Source organism: Chroococcidiopsis thermalis PCC 7203 (genome assembly GCF_000317125.1).
GTDB classification, from domain to species: Bacteria; Cyanobacteriota; Cyanobacteriia; order Cyanobacteriales; family Chroococcidiopsidaceae; genus Chroococcidiopsis; species Chroococcidiopsis thermalis.
Genome location: NC_019695.1, coordinates 1,188,088 through 1,206,505 on the forward strand (window position 1 = coordinate 1,188,088; position 18,418 = coordinate 1,206,505).

The 18,418-nt window shown below is 44.6% G+C and carries 20 protein-coding genes and 1 tRNA gene; 9 read left to right on the top strand and 12 right to left on the bottom strand.

Going from position 1 to position 18,418, the window contains the following annotated elements:
- Positions 1-79 precede the first annotated feature (79 nt).
- Positions 80-490: a hypothetical protein gene (locus tag CHRO_RS05225; RefSeq protein WP_181824274.1), complete on the top strand. Its 411-nt coding sequence runs from the start codon at positions 80-82 to the stop codon at positions 488-490.
- Here the strand turns inward: CHRO_RS05225 and CHRO_RS05230 are convergent.
- From CHRO_RS05230 to CHRO_RS05240, 3 genes are all read right to left on the bottom strand, one after another.
- Positions 476-1,630 (bottom strand): site-specific integrase, encoded by a 1,155-nt coding sequence (locus tag CHRO_RS05230; RefSeq protein WP_015153141.1) that lies wholly within the window; start codon positions 1,628-1,630, stop codon positions 476-478. The two genes, CHRO_RS05225 and CHRO_RS05230, sit on opposite strands and share 15 nt — an antisense overlap.
- Positions 1,631-1,764: 134 nt before the next feature.
- Positions 1,765-1,836, bottom strand: a tRNA-Cys gene (locus CHRO_RS05235).
- A 176-nt stretch (positions 1,837-2,012) separates the two neighbouring features.
- On the bottom strand, positions 2,013-2,606 hold the full coding sequence (locus tag CHRO_RS05240; protein WP_015153142.1) for a chromophore lyase CpcT/CpeT: 594 nt from the start codon (positions 2,604-2,606) through the stop codon (positions 2,013-2,015).
- A gap of 57 nt (positions 2,607-2,663) precedes the next feature.
- Between CHRO_RS05240 and CHRO_RS05245 the strand changes: the two genes are divergently transcribed.
- Together CHRO_RS05245 and CHRO_RS31655 are read left to right on the top strand one after the other, a co-directional pair.
- Positions 2,664-4,154 (top strand): tetratricopeptide repeat protein, encoded by a 1,491-nt coding sequence (locus CHRO_RS05245; RefSeq protein ID WP_015153143.1) that lies wholly within the window; start codon positions 2,664-2,666, stop codon positions 4,152-4,154.
- Between the two features lie 13 nt (positions 4,155-4,167).
- Entirely contained in the window at positions 4,168-4,320 is a 153-nt protein-coding gene (locus CHRO_RS31655; protein WP_181824275.1) for a hypothetical protein, read from the top strand.
- 39 nt (positions 4,321-4,359) lie between these two features.
- On the opposite strand, the gene CHRO_RS05250 is transcribed toward CHRO_RS31655, so the two are convergent.
- Positions 4,360-5,217 carry an SDR family oxidoreductase gene (locus CHRO_RS05250; protein WP_015153144.1) on the bottom strand — a complete coding sequence of 286 codons (858 nt, stop codon included), beginning with the start codon at positions 5,215-5,217 and terminating at the stop codon, positions 4,360-4,362.
- Positions 5,218-5,434: 217 nt separating this feature from the next.
- Entirely contained in the window at positions 5,435-7,345 is a 1,911-nt protein-coding gene (locus CHRO_RS05255; protein WP_015153145.1) for an ATP-binding protein, read from the bottom strand.
- Between the two features lie 26 nt (positions 7,346-7,371).
- Here CHRO_RS05255 and CHRO_RS34210 point away from each other — a divergent pair, with 26 nt between their 5' ends.
- From CHRO_RS34210 to CHRO_RS05265, 3 genes are all read left to right on the top strand, one after another.
- On the top strand, positions 7,372-7,497 hold the full coding sequence (locus CHRO_RS34210) for a hypothetical protein (RefSeq protein WP_281168625.1): 126 nt from the start codon (positions 7,372-7,374) through the stop codon (positions 7,495-7,497).
- Between the two features lie 147 nt (positions 7,498-7,644).
- On the top strand, positions 7,645-7,848 hold the full coding sequence (locus tag CHRO_RS05260) for a hypothetical protein (RefSeq protein WP_015153146.1): 204 nt from the start codon (positions 7,645-7,647) through the stop codon (positions 7,846-7,848).
- 198 nt (positions 7,849-8,046) lie between these two features.
- Complete coding sequence (locus CHRO_RS05265) at positions 8,047-8,937, top strand: cyanophycinase (protein ID WP_015153147.1); 891 nt, start codon at positions 8,047-8,049, stop codon at positions 8,935-8,937.
- Positions 8,938-9,017: 80 nt separating this feature from the next.
- Here the strand turns inward: CHRO_RS05265 and CHRO_RS05270 are convergent, their stop codons facing one another.
- From CHRO_RS05270 to CHRO_RS05285, 4 genes are all read right to left on the bottom strand, one after another.
- A complete protein-coding gene (locus CHRO_RS05270) occupies positions 9,018-10,202 on the bottom strand; it encodes a baeRF7 domain-containing protein (protein ID WP_015153148.1) in 1,185 nt (394 codons plus the stop codon).
- 415 nt (positions 10,203-10,617) lie between these two features.
- A complete protein-coding gene (locus CHRO_RS05275) occupies positions 10,618-11,196 on the bottom strand; it encodes a class I SAM-dependent DNA methyltransferase (protein WP_015153149.1) in 579 nt (192 codons plus the stop codon).
- A gap of 116 nt (positions 11,197-11,312) precedes the next feature.
- On the bottom strand, positions 11,313-12,179 hold the full coding sequence (locus tag CHRO_RS05280) for a PIG-L deacetylase family protein (protein WP_015153150.1): 867 nt from the start codon (positions 12,177-12,179) through the stop codon (positions 11,313-11,315).
- Complete coding sequence (locus CHRO_RS05285; RefSeq protein ID WP_015153151.1) at positions 12,163-13,389, bottom strand: acyl-CoA dehydrogenase family protein; 1,227 nt, start codon at positions 13,387-13,389, stop codon at positions 12,163-12,165. Before CHRO_RS05285 ends, CHRO_RS05280 begins: the two co-directional genes overlap by 17 nt.
- A gap of 212 nt (positions 13,390-13,601) precedes the next feature.
- Between CHRO_RS05285 and CHRO_RS05290 the strand changes: the two genes are divergently transcribed.
- Positions 13,602-13,958, top strand: a complete 357-nt coding sequence (locus tag CHRO_RS05290) for a hypothetical protein (RefSeq protein WP_015153152.1) — start codon at positions 13,602-13,604, stop codon at positions 13,956-13,958.
- A 98-nt stretch (positions 13,959-14,056) separates the two neighbouring features.
- Positions 14,057-15,148, top strand: a complete 1,092-nt coding sequence (locus CHRO_RS05295) for a spore photoproduct lyase family protein (protein WP_015153153.1) — start codon at positions 14,057-14,059, stop codon at positions 15,146-15,148.
- A gap of 99 nt (positions 15,149-15,247) precedes the next feature.
- Here CHRO_RS05295 and CHRO_RS05300 read toward each other — a convergent pair whose 3' ends face one another.
- From CHRO_RS05300 to CHRO_RS05310, 3 genes are all read right to left on the bottom strand, one after another.
- Positions 15,248-15,445 (bottom strand): hypothetical protein, encoded by a 198-nt coding sequence (locus tag CHRO_RS05300; protein WP_199755418.1) that lies wholly within the window; start codon positions 15,443-15,445, stop codon positions 15,248-15,250.
- A gap of 73 nt (positions 15,446-15,518) precedes the next feature.
- Entirely contained in the window at positions 15,519-15,989 is a 471-nt protein-coding gene (locus CHRO_RS05305; protein WP_041462366.1) for a phosphate-starvation-inducible PsiE family protein, read from the bottom strand.
- Positions 15,990-16,015: 26 nt separating this feature from the next.
- Positions 16,016-16,687, bottom strand: coding sequence for a DUF1614 domain-containing protein (locus CHRO_RS05310; protein WP_015153156.1), 672 nt, complete (start codon positions 16,685-16,687; stop codon positions 16,016-16,018).
- A gap of 301 nt (positions 16,688-16,988) precedes the next feature.
- Here CHRO_RS05310 and CHRO_RS05315 point away from each other — a divergent pair, with 301 nt between their 5' ends.
- Positions 16,989-18,413: a cytochrome P450 gene (locus CHRO_RS05315; protein WP_015153157.1), complete on the top strand. Its 1,425-nt coding sequence runs from the start codon at positions 16,989-16,991 to the stop codon at positions 18,411-18,413.
- Positions 18,414-18,418: the final 5 nt, after the last annotated feature.

The window sequence follows — 18,418 nt, forward strand, 5'->3', positions numbered from 1 at the left end:
AGAATTCGCTCCATCTTTCCAGTTGTGTGTATAGATGGAAAATGTTATTATCCGTTTGTACGCATTTATGGAAATAAGTATGCTGGATAAGGATAGGCGAGTTTCAGAGCGTTCTTTGGAAAACCTCAAGTTAGGCGCTCAAGCCCGTTACCAAGGTAAGGTCAGGCAAAACTTTACTATCTTGCCTCAGACGCTGGAATGGCTCAAGAAGGGGGGTAATGCCAGTCAGCGGGTTGACGAACTAGTGGCAGCCGCTAAGAATGGCGATTTAAAATCCAATTATACACACGAAAGGAAAGAACGAGAAAACCTAGAATCCGATAGTGTGTATAATCAGATAAATGATTTGAAGGTAGAATTGGAGCGACTGAAAGCCAATCAAGCCCAGGCAGCCAACATCCTTCAGGAAGCACTCAAGCTCAAAGCCAATGCTGGTGGAGCAATTAAGGAGCAAATCAAGCAGGTCTTAGGATTACTAGGAGAATTTTGAGTTATCAGTCAAGGGTGGTAACGAGCAATCGCCCTTGGCGATCGGTTCTGGAGGCATTGGGCGATCTGGACGATTGATAATCGCTTGATACACCCGCCTGTAAGTAGATTCGTCAATCCATGCTCGGTAAACATTTAAATGCACTCGCACTGAATGACCCATCATTCCTGCTGCCCAGTCAGGAGCCATCCCAAATTCAAAACAACGTCGTGCGTAGCAATGCCTCAAATCATAGGCATGAAAGGGCAATTTTCGGTCATAGAACCATCCAGCGATCTTGGTTCCTAGTTTTGCATTGCTGTAGCTACAGTTCAGATTTGGCAGCCTGACATCCTGTAAATTCCACCGTTCTGCCCATTCTGGGTATAGCGGATACACAAACCGCTTTCCCGTTTTCCCTGTTAGAACCCGCACAATAGGAAAATCAGCTAAGTCAAGACGAAATACTTCATGACCTCTTAGCCCGTAACAAGCTAGCATCCCCACTACCCAACCCCAGGAGCTACCCTGTAAACTATCTCGCCATTCTGCTATTTGGAGATCGGAAGGAAGCGATCGCGGGTTGACGGCTGTTGCTGAATAAGACCCAGAAAGGCGTTTGATTGCCTCGCTGTCTTCCAGGTCTGCAAACTCCGCTAGCTTGTAGCAATAGTCGCAAGCCCGCTTACGAGTGCGGCTGTCTGGCTCAGTCGTGACGATATAGTTTACTAATGCTTCTACAGTTAGGATTTGTTGCGCTGGTAATTTGTTGAAAATTTGCTGATAGTCAGTTTTCCAGGTGGTCAAGCTGGCTTGCGTTCGCGGCGTTGTTTGCCAGTGGAACTGCTCAAACCGCTCAATCCAATGCCCAATCGTCAGACTATACCCACTAGCTTTTAGATACGGTTGCCAAGAGAATTCTTTACAATCTAGCAGCGCCCCTACTTTTCGGGCTTCAGCTTCTGCAAGAGATATGCCAGTGGGGTTGGCATGAAAACCTAGTGCTAGTCGCTGCTGGTAGGGATGGCTCTTGGAAGCATCGGGCTTGGGGGGAAAAGTAGCTCGTAGGTAAAGCCGATTGCCTTTAATTTCAATAGTCACCCCAACCTTTGCCGAGCGCAGCCGACCATTGGCTTGATTTAGCTTCCCCTGAATATCCATGTGCCTAAAATTTGCCTACTTTTTAAAGTCCATTCAGGTACATTGAAATACATTCAGGTAGGTTTACTGTTCTTCACAATTCCTGAAAAGCTCTTAAAATCGTTGTTTTAGACAAATTTTTCGCAGGGGAAAAGAGGCGACACCCGGATTTGAACCGGGGGATAAAGGTTTTGCAGACCTCTGCCTTACCACTTGGCTATGTCGCCGACATCTTCACAGGCAATATATTATATCACTTTTTAGAACTTTGGATCTACTGGTGGTTTGGTATTGTGCCAGAAAGTGACGAGATCTCAGTCGGGCAAGCAAGAGCCGCCGCATCAACCTCGTCTACCTTACCGTAAGGATCGAGCCTTACGCAACTTTTGACGCAATTTTGAATTCAGGAAATTTTTACCTCATCAGCATAGCTGTGCCAGCGAACAAAGTAAAATGGTCCCGCGACTGAACCCCATACGTGTTCGTCAGTTTCGGGGTCGCGTCCGCGATCGCGACTGATAAATTTATCGCCATCAATTTCAAATTCGCTGTCGAGATAGGTAGTTTTACCTTTACGCACGACCATACAGCACTTACCTGGTTCAACTGTACCTTTGAAGCCATTGTCTACCCATTGGACGATCATGTTACATCCGGGTAGCTTTTCCAGGCGATCGCTTGATAATGCTTGCAGACGTTTGAGATCGCGGGATGCACCGTGAAATTCTTCTTCTTGCTTAATGGTGTAATTTTCAATTTCAATGCGATCGCCTGCCTGCAATAACTTTAATACTCGTACCCGATATGGGTTGCCGAGCATGTAATCATAGGCTTGTTCTACGTAAAAGCTAACCCCAGATAATAGATTCAGGGGAAGGGGACGCATACAAACGCGAATATGGGCAAAAAAAGGAGGGTTTTCAAAAGCTTGCGCTTGATTGCTAAAATCAGCTGCCATCCAGCGAGCTAGTGTCTCAATATCCGTAGAATGGGTCATTAGTAGAAATTACTCGAAAGCCAACGACTTACTATTGCCAGTATTTTAAAACTTCCTATGTCTCAAAAGTTAAAAGTCAGAAGTCAAAAGTCAAAACAGGAGCCAGAAAAGAGAGTGGTGCGTGGTGCGTGGTGCGTGAAAAGAGGCAAGAGGCAAGAGGCAAGAGGCGAGAGGTTTCTCCCTCAGCCTCCTCAGATCCCTCAGCTCTGTTCACCCCTGTCCCTCTGCTCCCCTGCTCCCTTGTCCCCCTTGTCTTCCTTGTCTCCCTCAGCTCTCTTTCTTTCCCTACTCCCTGCTCCCTACTTCCTACTCCCTATTCTTTGCATTCTCTGGTTGTGCGGTAGCGTCCCTAGTTTGGCGCAGAATCGTCAACCAGAACCAGAGCAACAAGAGCAAGAATTCTATAATCCTCTAGAGATTACGACTCCAGATCCGCTACTACCTCAACTTATCCGTCCCCTATCGACTTCAGAAAAGCTAAGACTCAGAGCTGCATTGGATAAATTAAACCAGCAAGCAACTGCCAGCTTCGCCGCAGGAAATACGGAAAAAGCATTTGCGATTTGGAGTCGAGAGCTAAGGCTGAGAAGATTTTTGGGGATTACGGAAGAAATTCCGGCTTTGGGGAGAGTAGGAGAGATTGCTTGGCAAGAAAACCGCCGCTTAGAATTGAATGCAATTACGCGGAGATTGCAGGAAATTGGGCAGCAAATTCAAGTTTTACCACCAGATAAACAGAAAAAGGAAGATCGGCAACAATCTCAAGTTTTCATTTCACCTAACTTAGAAGTATTGAATAGTTTAGGGATAGCGTTCCAACAGGTGCGCGAACCAAAAAGCGCGATCGCGGTTTATGAGAGGATTTTGGCTATTCATCGTCAACAGAAAGATGCCGTTGCAGTAGAAACTACTCTAAGAACGATCGCCGAATTACATCTGAGCTGGTTTAACTACCCTCCAGCCGCAGCTGCATACGAACAACTATTACAAAATGCCACCCAGCGGGGCGATCGCCTAGAGGTGATTAATTACTTACAACAGTTGAATTATATCTACGAACAAGCCAGACAATACCAGCAAGCACTAGCAGTTCAAAAAAGGTTAGGAGCAATCTACCAGGAACAACAACAAAACGATTTATTACCTGCTTTACAGTTAGATATTGGTGCAAACTATGAAGCAATCGGGCAGTTGAAACAAGCTTTTACTACTTATCAACAAGCTTATACTACTGCCTGGGAATTGCAACAATATGCCCAAGCTAGCAATGCACTACGTCAAATGGTTCGACTTTATCGCTCTCAACAACAAGTTGATGCTGCTTTGCAAACTAGTCAGATTCTTTTAGAAAGCGATCGCCTTGCCGCTAATTTTTATGGCATGATGAATACTTACGACCAAATTGGGCAAATTAATCTCGCTCGCGGTAATTACGATCGAGCTTTAACTGCATTTCAACAAGGTTTAGAACTGGCACAACAGTTGAAATATCAACAAGATTACTTTACCCAACAGATTCAACAAATTAATCGACAACGGACTAATTAAAGTTTTACAAAGTATGATTTTGGATCGCGCAAAGACGAGCCAGTGCGTTGCGGGGGGTTTCCCCGTTGTAGCAACTGGCGTGCAAAGACGCAAAGCGGCTTCTGGAAGAGTAGGCGCAAAGAAGATCGCGCTGGGATATTCTGTCTGCGATCGCAACTTGGTGTGATGATATTGTCATGGCTAAGACTTAATACTTGAATGAACTTTATTTCTGAAACAAACCTATTTTTTTGCCAATGATTCTATCTAGCCATCGAGCGGGTAAAGCGGTAGGAATTATCCAATCTAGTAAAAGATTAGGGACGATCGCATATTTAGTTTTCGGTTTGGGAGTTTCAAAAACTTTGCGAATAAATTTACCAAAAACCTCTGGAGGATAACCTTTTTTACCTTGTTGGACGAAATGCTTTTGAAAAGTCGTTACTGATTCCGCATAATCGGTAGTCAGATATTTGCTAACATCTTGAGCTGATTCTTTATCCCAAATTGCCGTGCTAACTGCTCCAGGCGCAATAATAATTACGTCTATACCATATAATTGTAATTCTCGGCGTAAGCTATGGGAAATTCCTTCAAAGGCGTGTTTGCTACCAACATAAGCACCAAGAAAAGGAACGGCTAATTTTCCCAACACAGAACTGATATTAATAATTCTACCAGATTGGTGTTTATAACCGTTATTTTCTCTTGCTCTCAACAAAGGTAAAAAAGCTTGAGTTACGGCAATTTGACTGACAACATTAACTTCAAGCTGCAACCGAATTTCTTCGAGTGGTTGATGCATTAAAGTACCACTCGTAGCCATTCCTGCATTATTGATTAATCCACTCAAATTGCGATCGCCAAGAATTTTTTCTACTTGGCAAGCCGCAGATCGTACAGCGTCTATATCAGTAATATCAAAAATCAGCGGCGTGAAATTATCTCCTAAGTCAGCTTGTAGCCTGGTAGCATCGGCTTCTCGTCGCACGCTACCAAATACGTGATAGCCATGAGTCACAAATTCTTTTGCTGCACCAAACCCAATCCCTGTAGAAACTCCTGTAATGACGATAGATTTCATTTATGCTTCCGAATCAGCAGGCGATCGCTTCCAGCATATAGCAATCCACATTGATTTGTGAATGTTTTCCGTGTAGAGACGTTACATGTAACGTCTCTACACGGTCTCATAATAGTCTCCCAACCTTCCTTTTTAAGGGAGGAAACTATTGCCCCCTTTTTAAGGGGTTTAGGGGATCTTCTTCGCAGTCAAAAAGTAAATTAGCATCAGCGATCGACTACAAAATTGTCGGAATTTCCTTCAAATACACTCGGCTAAATGGTTCATCTACACCCAAAGTATATTGTTCGAGTAATCCCTGACGGCGAATTGAAACACGATCTCCCTGCTTGATGATTATAGTAGAATCCTCAAAAACATCTCGCGCCAACATCATTTCAATTTCTGTGGGATTATCCAAAACAACCATATTACTGCCGTAATAAAACATTCCTTGAGTTGCTAAAACATCTTCCTCATACTCAACTATTAATAGATCGAGTTTGGGATTGCGCAACAAATTTTGAACGTTTGTATTGTAATCTCGATGCAAAATCTTTTCGGCACGATTGATATAAACGCCATCTCGACACGCAGCACCAATCACCCAATCGGGGTGGTGAGATAAAATTTGGTCGATAGTTGCTTGTAGTTCCGCTACCTTAATTCGGTTAAAGGTAACTATCGGTATCCTCGCTTCAGTTCCTCCGTCAAAAAAGGTTTCTAAAATCTTTTCAGGTACGTCAACACTCTCGCCTACGGCGGGGTTAAGGTGCATAAAAATCCCAGGCGCAGCATTAATTTCGAGAATGCTAAAGCTGCTATCTTTCCAAGATTTTGCCAAATCTTCAGAAATGACATCGATTCCCAAACAAGTGAGGCGAAAATGCTGGGCGACATCTTGCGCCAGAATCATATTATCAGGATGAACTGTAGGTGTGGCATCAATACTTACACCACCAGAGGAAAGGTTGGCAACTTTACGCAAATACACTCTCCGTCCCTCTTTAATAACGCTGTCAAGAGATAAGCCTTGCTCCTCCAAATACATATCCATTGCTTCATCGAGCTGGATTTTACTCATGGCAGAAGTTGGCGTGTCTCTACGTGCATCAGAACGGTTTTCGCGATCGATCAGTTCTGAAATTGTTGAATATCCATCCCCAACTACTGAAGCGGGACGGCGTTCTGTTGCCGCGACAAATCGACCGTTGACGCACAGCAAGCGGAAATCAGCACCAGAAATACTTTTTTCGACAATGATCCGAATTGGCTGTTCTTCTGGAACTGCTTTGACAGCGCGATTAAAAGCAGCTCTTAGCTCCTCAGAGTCTCTGACATCGGCGGTTACGCCAATCCCTTTATGACCGACAACAGGCTTGATGGCGACGGGATAACCAATATCCTCCGCTGCATCTAAAGCTCCCTCGCGACTAGTGACGATTTCTCCGCCTGGAACTGGAAAGCCAAGGGTGGCTAGAAAAGCTTTACAGTCATCTTTACGGGTGGTAAAGTCCGAGTCTATATGGCTGTCGCCGTCAAATGTGGTTGCTATGCCACGCACTTGCTTGCGACCGTATCCGTATTGCATCAGTCCTTCATCCCACAAATAAAAAGCAGGAATACCTTTTTCGTTAGCTTTGCGCAAGAGCGAGTAGACGGTAGGACCACCATAAACAGACCGACGAAAGATATTTTGTAGATTACGCATCTGTTCGTCAAAGGCAATTTCTTCATCTAATGTCATGGCTTCAAACCAGTCCCAGACAAAGTAAATGACCGATCGCGTCGTTCGAGTATGGAGCGACTGAACGCTAATTCTTGCCCCTCGTTCTAACGGTTTTACGTTCCAACAGTGGAAGTGCAAACCCATATCTAGTTTGCTAACTTCTGATAATGTTCGTGCAAACAAATGAGCGTGAGATTCGTATTTTTCCTCGCGCAAGTGGGGATAGCGATCGCTAATTTTTTCTACGTAATTTTCTATTGATAGCGGCTCTTGATATCCCGTCAAAGCAAAGTCAAAAGTACATGCTGCCGTATTTAGCTCGGGATTAGAACCAATGTAATGTTTGAAGTTGAATAGATCGAAAATATCGGTCTTTCTAGCATTAACGCGCACGACATCAGTACTTGTATCTATTACCATTTTTATCCTCCTTTTTTCAGTTATCAGTGAAGCAAGAGAGCAGCGAGCAGGGAAGCAACTACCAACTACCAACTACCAGCTACCAACTACCAACTACCAACTACCAACTACCAATTACCAATTACCAATCACCAATCACCAATGACAAATAACCACAGTATCATCCGATTGGTATATTCCCACTTGCCATTTATAGCAGATAATACGGTAGCGAAAAATACAACTTTGGAAAGGTGTGAGGGCAAGCAGAAATTTTATATAACTAAAAGAATAAATAAATTGTTTGGAATCGTTGACATATGAAAGGTACAGTAACCGATCTAAGAAACGAAGTCCGATATCTGGCGGAGGAAGCTTTTCACCGCAAATTGATTTCCGGCTACGGTGACGGTGCGAATGAAAAAGAGTACCAAATTGTCTTTAATGGTAAGCCTCGACATCTTTCTCTGGCACAAGCACGCTCTTTTCTCAGCGATTTAGTCGCTCGGTGCGATCGCAATTAAAACTAAGAATTACATTACATTACTGGACGTAGACCCTTTACGAGGGGTCTTTTTTTGTCCGTGGCGATCGCGACCAAATATGCCTACTATGTTAATTTTTATAATTCTGTATCGGAATCTACCAGAAGACGGTTTTAACCAGAATATTTGTTATGTTTTCTTGAGAATACTCACTTAAAGTATGGTATGGATACGAATATGAGTAACAATCGGGGGGCGCTAGTCATTATTGGCGGTGCAGAAGATAAAGAAGGTGAATGCCAAGTTTTGCGGGAATTCGTGCGCCGTGCTGGGGGAACAAAAGCACGAATTGTGATTATGACGGCAGCTACGGAATTACCGAGAGATGTAGGAGAAAACTATATCAGAGTATTTGAGCGTCTGGGCGCGGAAGATGCTCGTATAGTTGACACCGAAACCCGCGAAGATGCTAGATCCTCTACTGCCCTAGAAGCGATCGAAAAAGCCACGGGAATCTTTTTTACTGGCGGCGACCAAGCCCGGATCACCGATATTCTCAAAGATACAGACATAGATGCACTCATTCACAAGCGTTTTGGCGAAGGAGTCGTTGTAGGAGGTACGAGCGCGGGTGCAGCGGTGATGCCAGATGTGATGATTGTTGAAGGAGACGGAGAAACTCATCCCCGCATGGATACGGTGGAATTGGGACCAGGAATGGCATTTTTACCAGGAGTGGTGATAGACCAGCATTTTTCTCAACGGGGACGGTTAGGGCGCTTAATTTCTGCCTTAGCGCAACAACCAGCCGTTCTGGGATTTGGGATTGACGAAAATACTGCTATGGTAGTGACCGATAGTCAATTTGAAGTGATTGGCGAAGGTTCTGTCACTATAGTTGATGAATCAGAAGCAACTTACACTAACGTAAGCGAGATCTTAAAAGATGAACCGCTGGCAATATGTGGCTCAAGACTGCACATTTTGCCCCACGGTTACAAATTCGATCTGAAAACTCGTAAGCCAATTCTGGAAAATTTAACCTCGAATAACTCAACTTTGGAAAGTTCGACCTCGAATAACGGGGCGACTAATGGCAATGTAGCAACTAGTCAGGCAACTGTCTAAAATCCCTAAAGGCGACTATAAGTCGCCCAAAAGGGTTGCTGGTAGGGACGTACAGAGAAACCACTATGAATTCTATTCGCTTAGAAGCGGAAAATAGCTGCTGCTGGGGCAGAGGTAGGTAAATCCTCTGGTGCAAGAGCATAAACCGTACCACCATTCAAGAGAGTGTAGACGGCAGCAAAATCGAGCAGATCTTCATCGTCTGGTTCCGGTTCTGAGTGTAAATTCACTGCCATTGTCTCTGTATTGAAATCACCCCAAAGCTGGCGATCGCTAGCGACAAAGAGAGAATCTACTCGTTGGTAATAAGCGGCGGGAACGATTTCTGTTAAGTCGTCAGAAGCCTTGCCCGTACTAGCTCCTGCTAATTCTTGATATCGCTCCATTGCCTGCTGCTGTGCTTGGAGAAACTGCGGTTCTACCAACGACCAAGCGCGATCGCGAAGTTCTTCTGGCTTAACAATATCTACATTGACATTAATGCCTTCTTCTACCAAGTGTTGGTAGCTATTAGCTTGGCGATAAATGGCAAACAGGTATTCTACACCTGCTAGAACTAGAGGCGCTGATGCAGTTTTGAGTTTTGGGTGTAAAGCGCGATCGATTAAATGGAAGAATTGTAAAATATCCTTCTGGTGTTCGTCGCGATCGGGGCTTCCTTGACCGTGAAATTCGCCAGGTTGTGATGCTGGATTAGTTCCTCTGCCTGTAGCATTTCGCTGTTGTCCTTCTCCAGCAGTCTCGTCATATTGAAGTGCTGTTTGTAAATCTTTGGGTAGATTTTCCACCTCAATTTCTTTGATGCTGTAGCGCGTCCCCTGAAAAAATCTAACGTTATCTTGACTCAGCGCCAGCACGTAAAATCGCCCATTATTTTGAATCAAGGGTAGTAGCGGTTTGAGGTGAAATTGACCATCGACTACTACAATTTCTGGAACTTCGTCAGGCAGTAGATAGTAACGGAAGACATCTGGGGAGACAAAGATAACTAGTCCCCGCTCTTGATGTTCTTCCCAAAATTCAGGTGTATCTAGTTCGTGGGCAGCTTTGAGGAAGTCTACTGCTTCTGTATTGCGGATTCCTATTGCATCTAAGCGTTCCTCAGCTTGACGAATGAGATTCTTGAACCGAATTGGATTTTGTCTAACCTCTGTACTTCCTTTTTGCATTGGCATATACAAGGAGACACAGGGAGGTTTAGCTTTTGCAACTAAATTTTTGAGTTCATCAACAGTTAATAAAAGTATATGCAAAAAATATGTCATTGGTCATTAATCATTTGTTGTTAGCGATCGCAAATGACCCTTGAAATGGCGATCGCCATTCCAGTACTAGTTGTTATATAGGAATCCTATTTGATTCATAAACGGAGCAGGCTAGAAGCCTACTTTACAAACCATTTAGAACTGCTATAGTTCTATTTCACTTCGAGACTCGTCAGCCTTCATCACTCTCTAGTGTGGAGATCTGCTTTTGCATCTTCCTTTCTTTTGAAGGAGGCTAGTACAGAAGATTGGAAATTCCGAATACTCTTACGGGAAAGCAAGCTACGGCATTCGGAATTAATCGTTCGCGCACCACTTACCACGCATCACTACCAATTTGCAATTCGCTCTTTCTCAATTAAGAAAGTCAGATGCTATGGCACTCACTTGCTAATGACAAATGACCAATGACCAATTAAACTTTCTCAAATAAATCGAGCCGATATTGTTCTTCTCTTTGTGCTTTGAGATGGCGTAGTTGAGTAGGGACTAATTCTAAAAATGCTTCGTGGACTTCATCGCCGCTGAGTGGATAGTCTTTGGCGTAGAGAGTCCAGTGAACTAAGAGTAAATGTCCGCCTGGTTCTAAGTGAGACAGAATCAGTTGTTGTGCTTTTCTCAAGTCTTCCCAGCACCAGTAATATCCGACTTCGGAAACTAGAGTTAGATCGAAGGTTTCATCGGGGTATTCTTGCGGTACTCCCATGAGTTGCAAGCGGACGTGTGGGAGAGATTCGCAACGTTTTATAGCACGGTTTAAGGCTGGTTCCGATAAGTCTACAGATAGCAGGCGATCGCAACGATTGGCTAATTTTGCGGTTAAGACTCCAATCGAACAGCCAATTTCAAATGCAGAATGATAGCGCGATCTGGGTAAAGCGGCGATCGTGGCAGCGTATTTATTTGCTTCGTATTCGCTGGTTTCAAATTTCCACGGGTCGGGATCGGCGGTGTAAAGATTGTCAAAGTAACTGGCTGGTAAAGATTGTTTCATATCTCACTCCAAATATTCTTGCTCTATTCGATCCCCCAACCCCCTTAAAAAGGGGGCATTTGTCCCCTCTTTCTTCCTAGATTCGATCCCCCAACCCCCTTAAAAAGGGGGCTTTGTTATTCCCCCCTTGAAAAGGGGGGTAAGGGGGGATCTTCTTCTATATACACTTCCCAATTACGAGTAAAGTTTGCTAACATCTCTGGCGTGAGACGAAAGCCTTCTGGATCGTCGTCAATTAGATTCGTTGTCTGAGAACGATACGCCGCGATCGCCTGTTTTTTCACTTCGACAACATCGCTAATATCTAACCGCCATGCTGTAATGCGATCGCCTGTTGCTAGATCGCTTCTTTGCGTTTCATCCCAATCCCAAATCGGATATTCAATGAATCGAGGCGAATTTTGGGGATGTAGGGGCGCACAGCCGTGCGCCCCCACGATGGCATAATGAACGATCTGCCAAGTAGCGCGATGATCGGGGTGAGGATCGTAGCGCCAGGGTAGGAACACTATATCGGGTTTTATGGCTGTGATGCGATCGCGACACATTTCAACTGCTGCTGCAAAATCGGGCATTTCTGGAGTAGGTACTGCCCCATCTGGTAATCTGAGAAAATCTACCGCAGATGCCTCTACGCCTAAAGTCGCTGTAGCAGTGCGGGTTTCGCCTTCGCGCAGCGATCGCAATTTGGCTGCGGGATACTGGCGCGATCGCGGGTGAGACATCGTACCATCGCTGATAACTAATACGTTTACCCGACACTCTAGAGATTGTAATAGGGCGATCGCACCCCCACAACCTAAAGTTTCATCATCGGGATGTGGTGCAACTACCAGTACAGATTTAGCGATCGTCCCCTGTGCCTTGGTAGGGGCGCACGGCTGTGCGCCCCTATACGCAGATTTGCTGGCAATTTCAGCCACGCTACGCCAAGGTAATGTAGCCGGATCGCTAAACAGCGACTTGTTAGTTATCGGACTCATAAGACCAGAGAGAGTGTGCAGATGAGGATTCAGATAGGGCATACTGTCCGACATTAGCGATCGCCGCATCAAATGCAGGTTGACGCAGATATAATGTCAGATCTCGAATAATCCGTTCCATTGGAATTGGTGGTAGTAAACCCCGCGTCCCCACACAGCGTTCGCACAGTTGAATTACATCCATGCAGGTTTGCTCGATCGCCGTGCGTACCATATTGGCATAGGCAACTAACTTATCTGCTTGTTCGTTGGAGGTATTGGCATCACCAGCAAAAGTAGGGGCGTATGCTTTGACTAAATCTGCTGCGCCACGCAACCACAGATTACCGCTTTCAATGGCGATCGCCATTTGCCCCACCCGCGTCTGTTGATACGGATCGAGAGTTCTGCCTAATTTGTCGAGATACTTGCGGGTTTCGTTAAATAATGACTCTGCCCCACCTAGCTGTACGGCAGCAAACCGAATCACTCCTGTGGTCAGCCAAGGTTGTCTGTAGTAGTCTCCTGGTTTACCAATCAGCGCCCCAGCATCCAGTTCTACCCCACTGAAATCTACCTTAAAGCTTGCTGTTGCCCGCATTCCTGAAGGTTGCCACCAAGCCGGATCGCTGACTGTAGGGACTTCTTCCATCGGGACGATACACATTTGCCAGCTGCCATCTGGTAAAGCACCGCTAGCAAAAGGACGTTCTACGTAGCCAGAACCAGAAGCAAAGGTTTTCGATCCTTGCAACTGAAATTTGCCATCTTCCATTGGGAAGATTTTCACGCCATCGCTCGCTTCGGCATTCCATACGCCAAATATTTTATGGCGATCGCGGGCATCGCTGGCATATGCTTCGATTTGTGCTTTCGTCCCAAATGTTTGAATTAATTGTAAGGCGTTAACATGTCCCTCATAGATTCGCCCTACGGCAAGATTCCCGCGTCCGATCTGTTTGAGCAATTGCAACGTTTCCCAGGTGCGGCTAGAGTCAATTCCTAACCCCAGTCCACCTAATTCTGGTGGTAAAGGTGCTGCTAGTAAACCAGCTTGGGCGATCGACTCAAATTCTTTGACTGGAAAGGCTCCATTGACATCAATTGCCGCAGCGTTACTCGCACAGAAATCGGCAATTTCCTCAGCTTTGACTAATACTTCAACCAGAGATAACTTTTGTTGACCGATCTCATTGGTTGATAGTGGCGCGATCGTATCTACTTTCCTCACTGGTTTTATCTGCAAACATCTATAAATGATGATGTATCCAGATTAACTAGAAGACATCTATCTTCTGACTCGATCTACCCGCTACTAAAGAAATATTGCTTAACGGTTAGCACTACTAAAAACTCGTAGAACCCGCTCTATAGGTACAGTTCAGGTACATCATACCTTTGTCATAATAGATATATCACATCAGACAGCTTTAGATCCACTACATGAAAATACAGTCATCGGTGCTAGTACACCTCGGCTATGGCAAGTACGTCCGTTCCGACCAAGTGACATCGATTGTACCGATTGAGGAAGATCGGGGACCAGGACGGCGGACATTCGTACACCTTGAAGGGCAAGTCGATCCGGTTGTGGCTTCGCGTGCAGAAGACTCGATTGTACGGGATTTAGTCCAAGAGCCACGCGACATTACCCAGTCTCGCCAGCAACAAGAGATTTTGCAGGATTTACTCATCGATCTGCAAAATATTAACCCGACTATTCGCCGGATTGTCCGCGATGAAGGTGAGTTAGATCTCGATCGCTTAGAACGACGGATTAAGGGAGCGATCGAAGAATAGACACATTCAACCTCGTATAGAGACGTTACATGTAACGTCTCTATACGATGACATGCAACGTCTCTACAAGATGCAAACTATATCGTGATTTTTCTCGCATGACGATCGCACAAGACAAATTCAATCAACCGTCTTCGCAAATGCAAGTCCGTTCGGCGCGATTGTGGATGCCAGAACGAGTCATATTTACTCCCGCAGCTTTAGCGGAACCGTACGCTCAGCAGATTTTAGCACGGGTACAGGCGCTTAACCTACCAGTAGAAGAGTTACCGCGCAACCGTTTGACAGGTTTAAGGGGAGAGAGCGATCGCGAAACCTATGATATTGCCAAGCGCACCCTCGCTGTTGTCACCGCACCACCAAGTGCTTTGAAACTCAGTCCTATTCCTCCCTCGGCTGACTGGCAGTTTCATCTGGCTGAAGGCTGTCCGGCACATTGTCAATATTGCTATTTAGCTGGAAGCTTGCAAGGTCCACCAGTCATTCGCGTTTTTGCCAATTTACCGCAGATTTTAGCCAATACTGCATCCTACGAACAGCCAGGTAAAGCGACTAGTTTTGAGGTGAGTTGCTACACCGATCCTTTAGGAATAGAGCATCTTACGGGTAGTTTGGCTGAGTGCATTCGCCACTTTGGGACGCGCCAAGATGGATATCTGCGTTGGGTATCGAAATTTGATAACGTAGATAGCCTATTAGAGCTGCCTCACAACGGTCATACGCGCTGTCGCGTCAGCGTTAACGCCGCACCTATATCAGGACGATTTGAAGGTGGTACGGCTTCTGTAGGCGCGAGATTGCAGGCGTTAAGAAAGCTAGCATTACCGCGATCGCAAGGTGGTGGCGGTTATCCTGTGGGGTTAGTCATTGCACCCATTATGGATATGGAAGACTGGGAATCGCATTACACTCAGTTATTTGACGCGATTAGCGAAGCATTAGATTTCGATTGCGATTTGACTTTTGAGTTGATTTCTCACCGTTTTACTCCAGGTTCCAAAGAAGTTTTGCTTTCTTGGTATCCTCAGACTAAGTTAGACATGGACGAGTCAAAGCGCAGCGTCAAGCGCAATAAGTTTGGTGGTACGAAATACGTATACGATTCTGACACGATGAGAGAGTTACGCAGATTTTTCGAGCGCCAGATTCAACAGCGTTTTCCTCAAGCAAAAGTTTTGTATTGGACTTAATTAGTCATTAGTTGTTTGTCATTAGTGAGTGGTGCGCGAAATCCCTTTAACTCCTGGATCCTCAGTTTTGACTTTTGACTTTTGACTTTTGACTTCCTTTCATAAATTTTCTTTAGCCTTTTCATAGGCTATTTTTTGTTCTGGAGTTGCTGAGTTGAGGCATTCTGCATGAATGCGTTCTAAATTGTCGAGATATTCTGTTTTTTGGCTCAATACTGAATTGTCGCGAGTTGAGTTAATTAGAGCTAGTTGCGCTCTTAATGGCAATTTACGAAAGGCTGCTAAACGGTTTTCCATACTCATTTTTCAAATCATCTCATGGGGTCAATATTTACTGATAATCGCTGACCGTCGCTTAGTTTGACAATAATTATTTTTCTGGTTTTGCTGATTCTACTGGAGAACTCATAGGACGATCGTATATGCGTGACATCCAAGCACGAACTAAGAGTAGTAAACCCAACACGGTTAAGAAACTACAAATTCCTATCATTTGACTACTAGGAATATCCAATACACCTCGTAGAATTATTTCTCTCAATGCAGAAACGATTGATACTTCAACTGCTACACCAACCGAAATTCGCTGCTGCTGTAAATAGATAATTAATAAGCGGAACAATTCTACTAAAATTAAAATGAATAGAATGTCAGAAGTGACGCGCTGAAATTCTAAAGGATGTAGCAGAGAGATAAACATATCTCCTAGCCGAATTATCATGACACAGAATAAACCAAAACATAAAGAGACTACAATAAAATTCTGAATTACTTCTAAATTACGAATAATTTTTTCTATTTGAAACCAGTTGCCAAGCTGCATTTTGAATCGATGCTCCATCTCTCCTAAGTTGCAGAATCTAGAAACTACGATAGCAAAAGAGCAAATAAACCACACAAGGCAATTCCGTCAAACACGCCAGCACCACCAATACTAAGAACTCCTGGTGTCATGCGCTGAATTTCTTTTAAGTGTAAAATATCCGCACCGATTAAAGTTCCCAACACGCCGCCAGCAAAAGCGACGGGTGCGGCGTGGATTCCTCTAGTGATGAAAGCAGACGCGATCGCGGCGGTTATTGGAGCCAGCAACGGATTCATCTGAATTCCGATTCCTGGTACGACACGAGCAGCGTAGTAGCTTACAATTGTCACAATTGCCGTGACTAAAACAATTGCTAGTGGATTAGCATGGCGAAATTGGTATAAAGCTACAAGAACGGGAATTAAACCACCACCGACATTTAAAGCAACAATTGTTTTTTGACGAATGCGCGGTAGGGGAATACCGAAAAATTGTCGTACCCACAGATTGCTGTAATCATCGATGATTTCAACTTGAGATTCTACCTTGTATAAAGGAATATTAATTGTGCTGCCAAAAATTATTGCTGCCAATAAAAATAGAGCAGCATTGGCAGAAAACCCTAATTTTGCTACTGCTATCTGGACAACATCCAGTGTCAGCGCGAACCAAATAAAAGGAAATACTAACAAAAGTAAAATAAACAGCAATATGGAAACAGGGAGGTAGAACATATCAGTTATCAGTGGAACCAGTGGCTAGTGGCTGGTGACTAGAGGCAAGAAGCTGGTTCCATCAGTCATGCACCACTTCTATCGCGTACTAGTCAATATTCATCACTGCTCGCTACTCACTTCTTCTGCTAGAAGTGTATTGTAATTGGAGTAAATTGTGTATGAGGTGCGATCGCCTTAGATTAGCTAACCGCTACAGCTATAAGAGCATTAGAATAAAACAGTGATTGGTGACTGATGGCTAGAACAGCTTCTTTGTCCGCCTTGTCTTCTTTGTCCCCCCTAACCCCTAACCCCTAGTATGCGATTACCTGATGGTCCCAGTGGTCCGCCTTGGCTGCGGAGACTGAGATTTATTAATTGGATCTTACGCCCATTTGAGGTGATGGAGGCACGGGCGAAGAAGTATGGAGATATCTTTGCGATCGCCAAGAATGCCTCACCGTCGATGGTATATTTGAGCAATCCAGCCGCGATCGAGCAAGTTTTAGGAGCAAATCCAGAGTTTTTTGATACTAATAGCGGCAATGATGTTTTACTACCGTTATTAGGAGCTAATTCGCTGATTTTACTCGGCGGGATGAAACATCAGCGTCAGCGTAAGTTATTAATGCCACCCTTTCACGGCGATCGCTTGCGAACTTACGGACAAACTATTTGGGATATTACTACACAAGTTACCAGTCAGTGGCGATCGGGACAATCGATAACCGTTCGTGCTGCGACACAAGAAATCTCGATGCGCGTCATCCTCAGCGCTGTTTTTGGTTTGGATGGTGGAGAACGTTACGATCGCCTACGAAAACTGCTAACCTCTCTGTTAGAAACTGTCAGTTCCCCTGTAAGTTCGATGGTACTATTCTTCCCTTCCCTACAAAAAGATTGGGGAAAGTGGAGTCCTTGGGGACTGTTTTTGCAAATGAAACAGCAAATTGACGATCTGTTAGTTGCAGAAATTCAACAAAGACGTGCAGAGATGTTACAACGTGTAGAGACGTTACATGTAACGTCTCCACCGCGCGATGATATTCTTTCTTTACTACTAGCAGCGCGAGACGAAGCAGGTCAACCCATGACCGATGAAGAATTGCGCGACGAACTGCTAACTTTATTATTTGCCGGACACGAAACGACTGCTTCAGCACTTGCCTGGGCATTATATTGGCTCGATCGCCTGCCGGAAGTCAAAGAAAAGTTACAAGCAGAAATTGACTCGCTAGGAGACAATCCCGACCCGAGTGCGATCGCTAAACTACCATACTTGAATGCTGTTTGTTGCGAAACTCTCCGCATCTATCCAATTGCAATTAGTCCCTTTCCGCGCATTCTGAAAGTCCCAATGGAAATTGGCGGTTATCAGTTGGAGTCAGGTGCGATCGTGGTGATTTCTATTTATCTCACCCACCAGCGCGAGGATCTCTATCCTCAACCTAAACAATTCATTCCAGAACGCTTTTTAGAACGGCAATTTTCTCCTTACGAGTATCTACCCTTTGGGGGTAGCAATCGCCGCTGTATCGGTGCAGCTTTTGCCTTATTTGAAATGAAATTAGTATTAGCAAATATGCTTTCAAATTACGATCTCAAATTAGCAAGTAACCGTCCTGTCAAACCAACTCGTCGCGGTTTAACAGTTGCTCCTCCAGCTAATATGAAAATGGTCGTGCAGCAAAAGTCAAAAGTGGAAAGTCAAAATTCAAAAGTATTGCTGACGAGCGATCGCTAAGTGAC

What these genes read in the sequence shown, in the direction of transcription:
- CHRO_RS05225 (WP_181824274.1), top strand. Translation starts at nt 80, where the DNA reads ATGCTGGATAAGGATAGGCGAGTTTCAGAGCGTTCTTTGGAAAACCTC.
- CHRO_RS05230 (WP_015153141.1), bottom strand. Translation starts at nt 1,630, where the DNA reads ATGGATATTCAGGGGAAGCTAAATCAAGCCAATGGTCGGCTGCGCTCG.
- CHRO_RS05240 (WP_015153142.1), bottom strand. Translation starts at nt 2,606, where the DNA reads ATGACCCATTCTACGGATATTGAGACACTAGCTCGCTGGATGGCAGCT.
- CHRO_RS05245 (WP_015153143.1), top strand. Translation starts at nt 2,664, where the DNA reads ATGTCTCAAAAGTTAAAAGTCAGAAGTCAAAAGTCAAAACAGGAGCCA.
- CHRO_RS31655 (WP_181824275.1), top strand. Translation starts at nt 4,168, where the DNA reads ATGATTTTGGATCGCGCAAAGACGAGCCAGTGCGTTGCGGGGGGTTTC.
- CHRO_RS05250 (WP_015153144.1), bottom strand. Translation starts at nt 5,217, where the DNA reads ATGAAATCTATCGTCATTACAGGAGTTTCTACAGGGATTGGGTTTGGT.
- CHRO_RS05255 (WP_015153145.1), bottom strand. Translation starts at nt 7,345, where the DNA reads ATGGTAATAGATACAAGTACTGATGTCGTGCGCGTTAATGCTAGAAAG.
- CHRO_RS05260 (WP_015153146.1), top strand. Translation starts at nt 7,645, where the DNA reads ATGAAAGGTACAGTAACCGATCTAAGAAACGAAGTCCGATATCTGGCG.
- CHRO_RS05265 (WP_015153147.1), top strand. Translation starts at nt 8,047, where the DNA reads ATGAGTAACAATCGGGGGGCGCTAGTCATTATTGGCGGTGCAGAAGAT.
- CHRO_RS05270 (WP_015153148.1), bottom strand. Translation starts at nt 10,202, where the DNA reads ATGACATATTTTTTGCATATACTTTTATTAACTGTTGATGAACTCAAA.
- CHRO_RS05275 (WP_015153149.1), bottom strand. Translation starts at nt 11,196, where the DNA reads ATGAAACAATCTTTACCAGCCAGTTACTTTGACAATCTTTACACCGCC.
- CHRO_RS05280 (WP_015153150.1), bottom strand. Translation starts at nt 12,179, where the DNA reads ATGAGTCCGATAACTAACAAGTCGCTGTTTAGCGATCCGGCTACATTA.
- CHRO_RS05290 (WP_015153152.1), top strand. Translation starts at nt 13,602, where the DNA reads ATGAAAATACAGTCATCGGTGCTAGTACACCTCGGCTATGGCAAGTAC.
- CHRO_RS05295 (WP_015153153.1), top strand. Translation starts at nt 14,057, where the DNA reads ATGACGATCGCACAAGACAAATTCAATCAACCGTCTTCGCAAATGCAA.
- CHRO_RS05300 (WP_199755418.1), bottom strand. Translation starts at nt 15,445, where the DNA reads ATGGAAAACCGTTTAGCAGCCTTTCGTAAATTGCCATTAAGAGCGCAA.
- CHRO_RS05305 (WP_041462366.1), bottom strand. Translation starts at nt 15,989, where the DNA reads ATGGAGCATCGATTCAAAATGCAGCTTGGCAACTGGTTTCAAATAGAA.
- CHRO_RS05310 (WP_015153156.1), bottom strand. Translation starts at nt 16,687, where the DNA reads ATGTTCTACCTCCCTGTTTCCATATTGCTGTTTATTTTACTTTTGTTA.
- CHRO_RS05315 (WP_015153157.1), top strand. Translation starts at nt 16,989, where the DNA reads ATGCGATTACCTGATGGTCCCAGTGGTCCGCCTTGGCTGCGGAGACTG.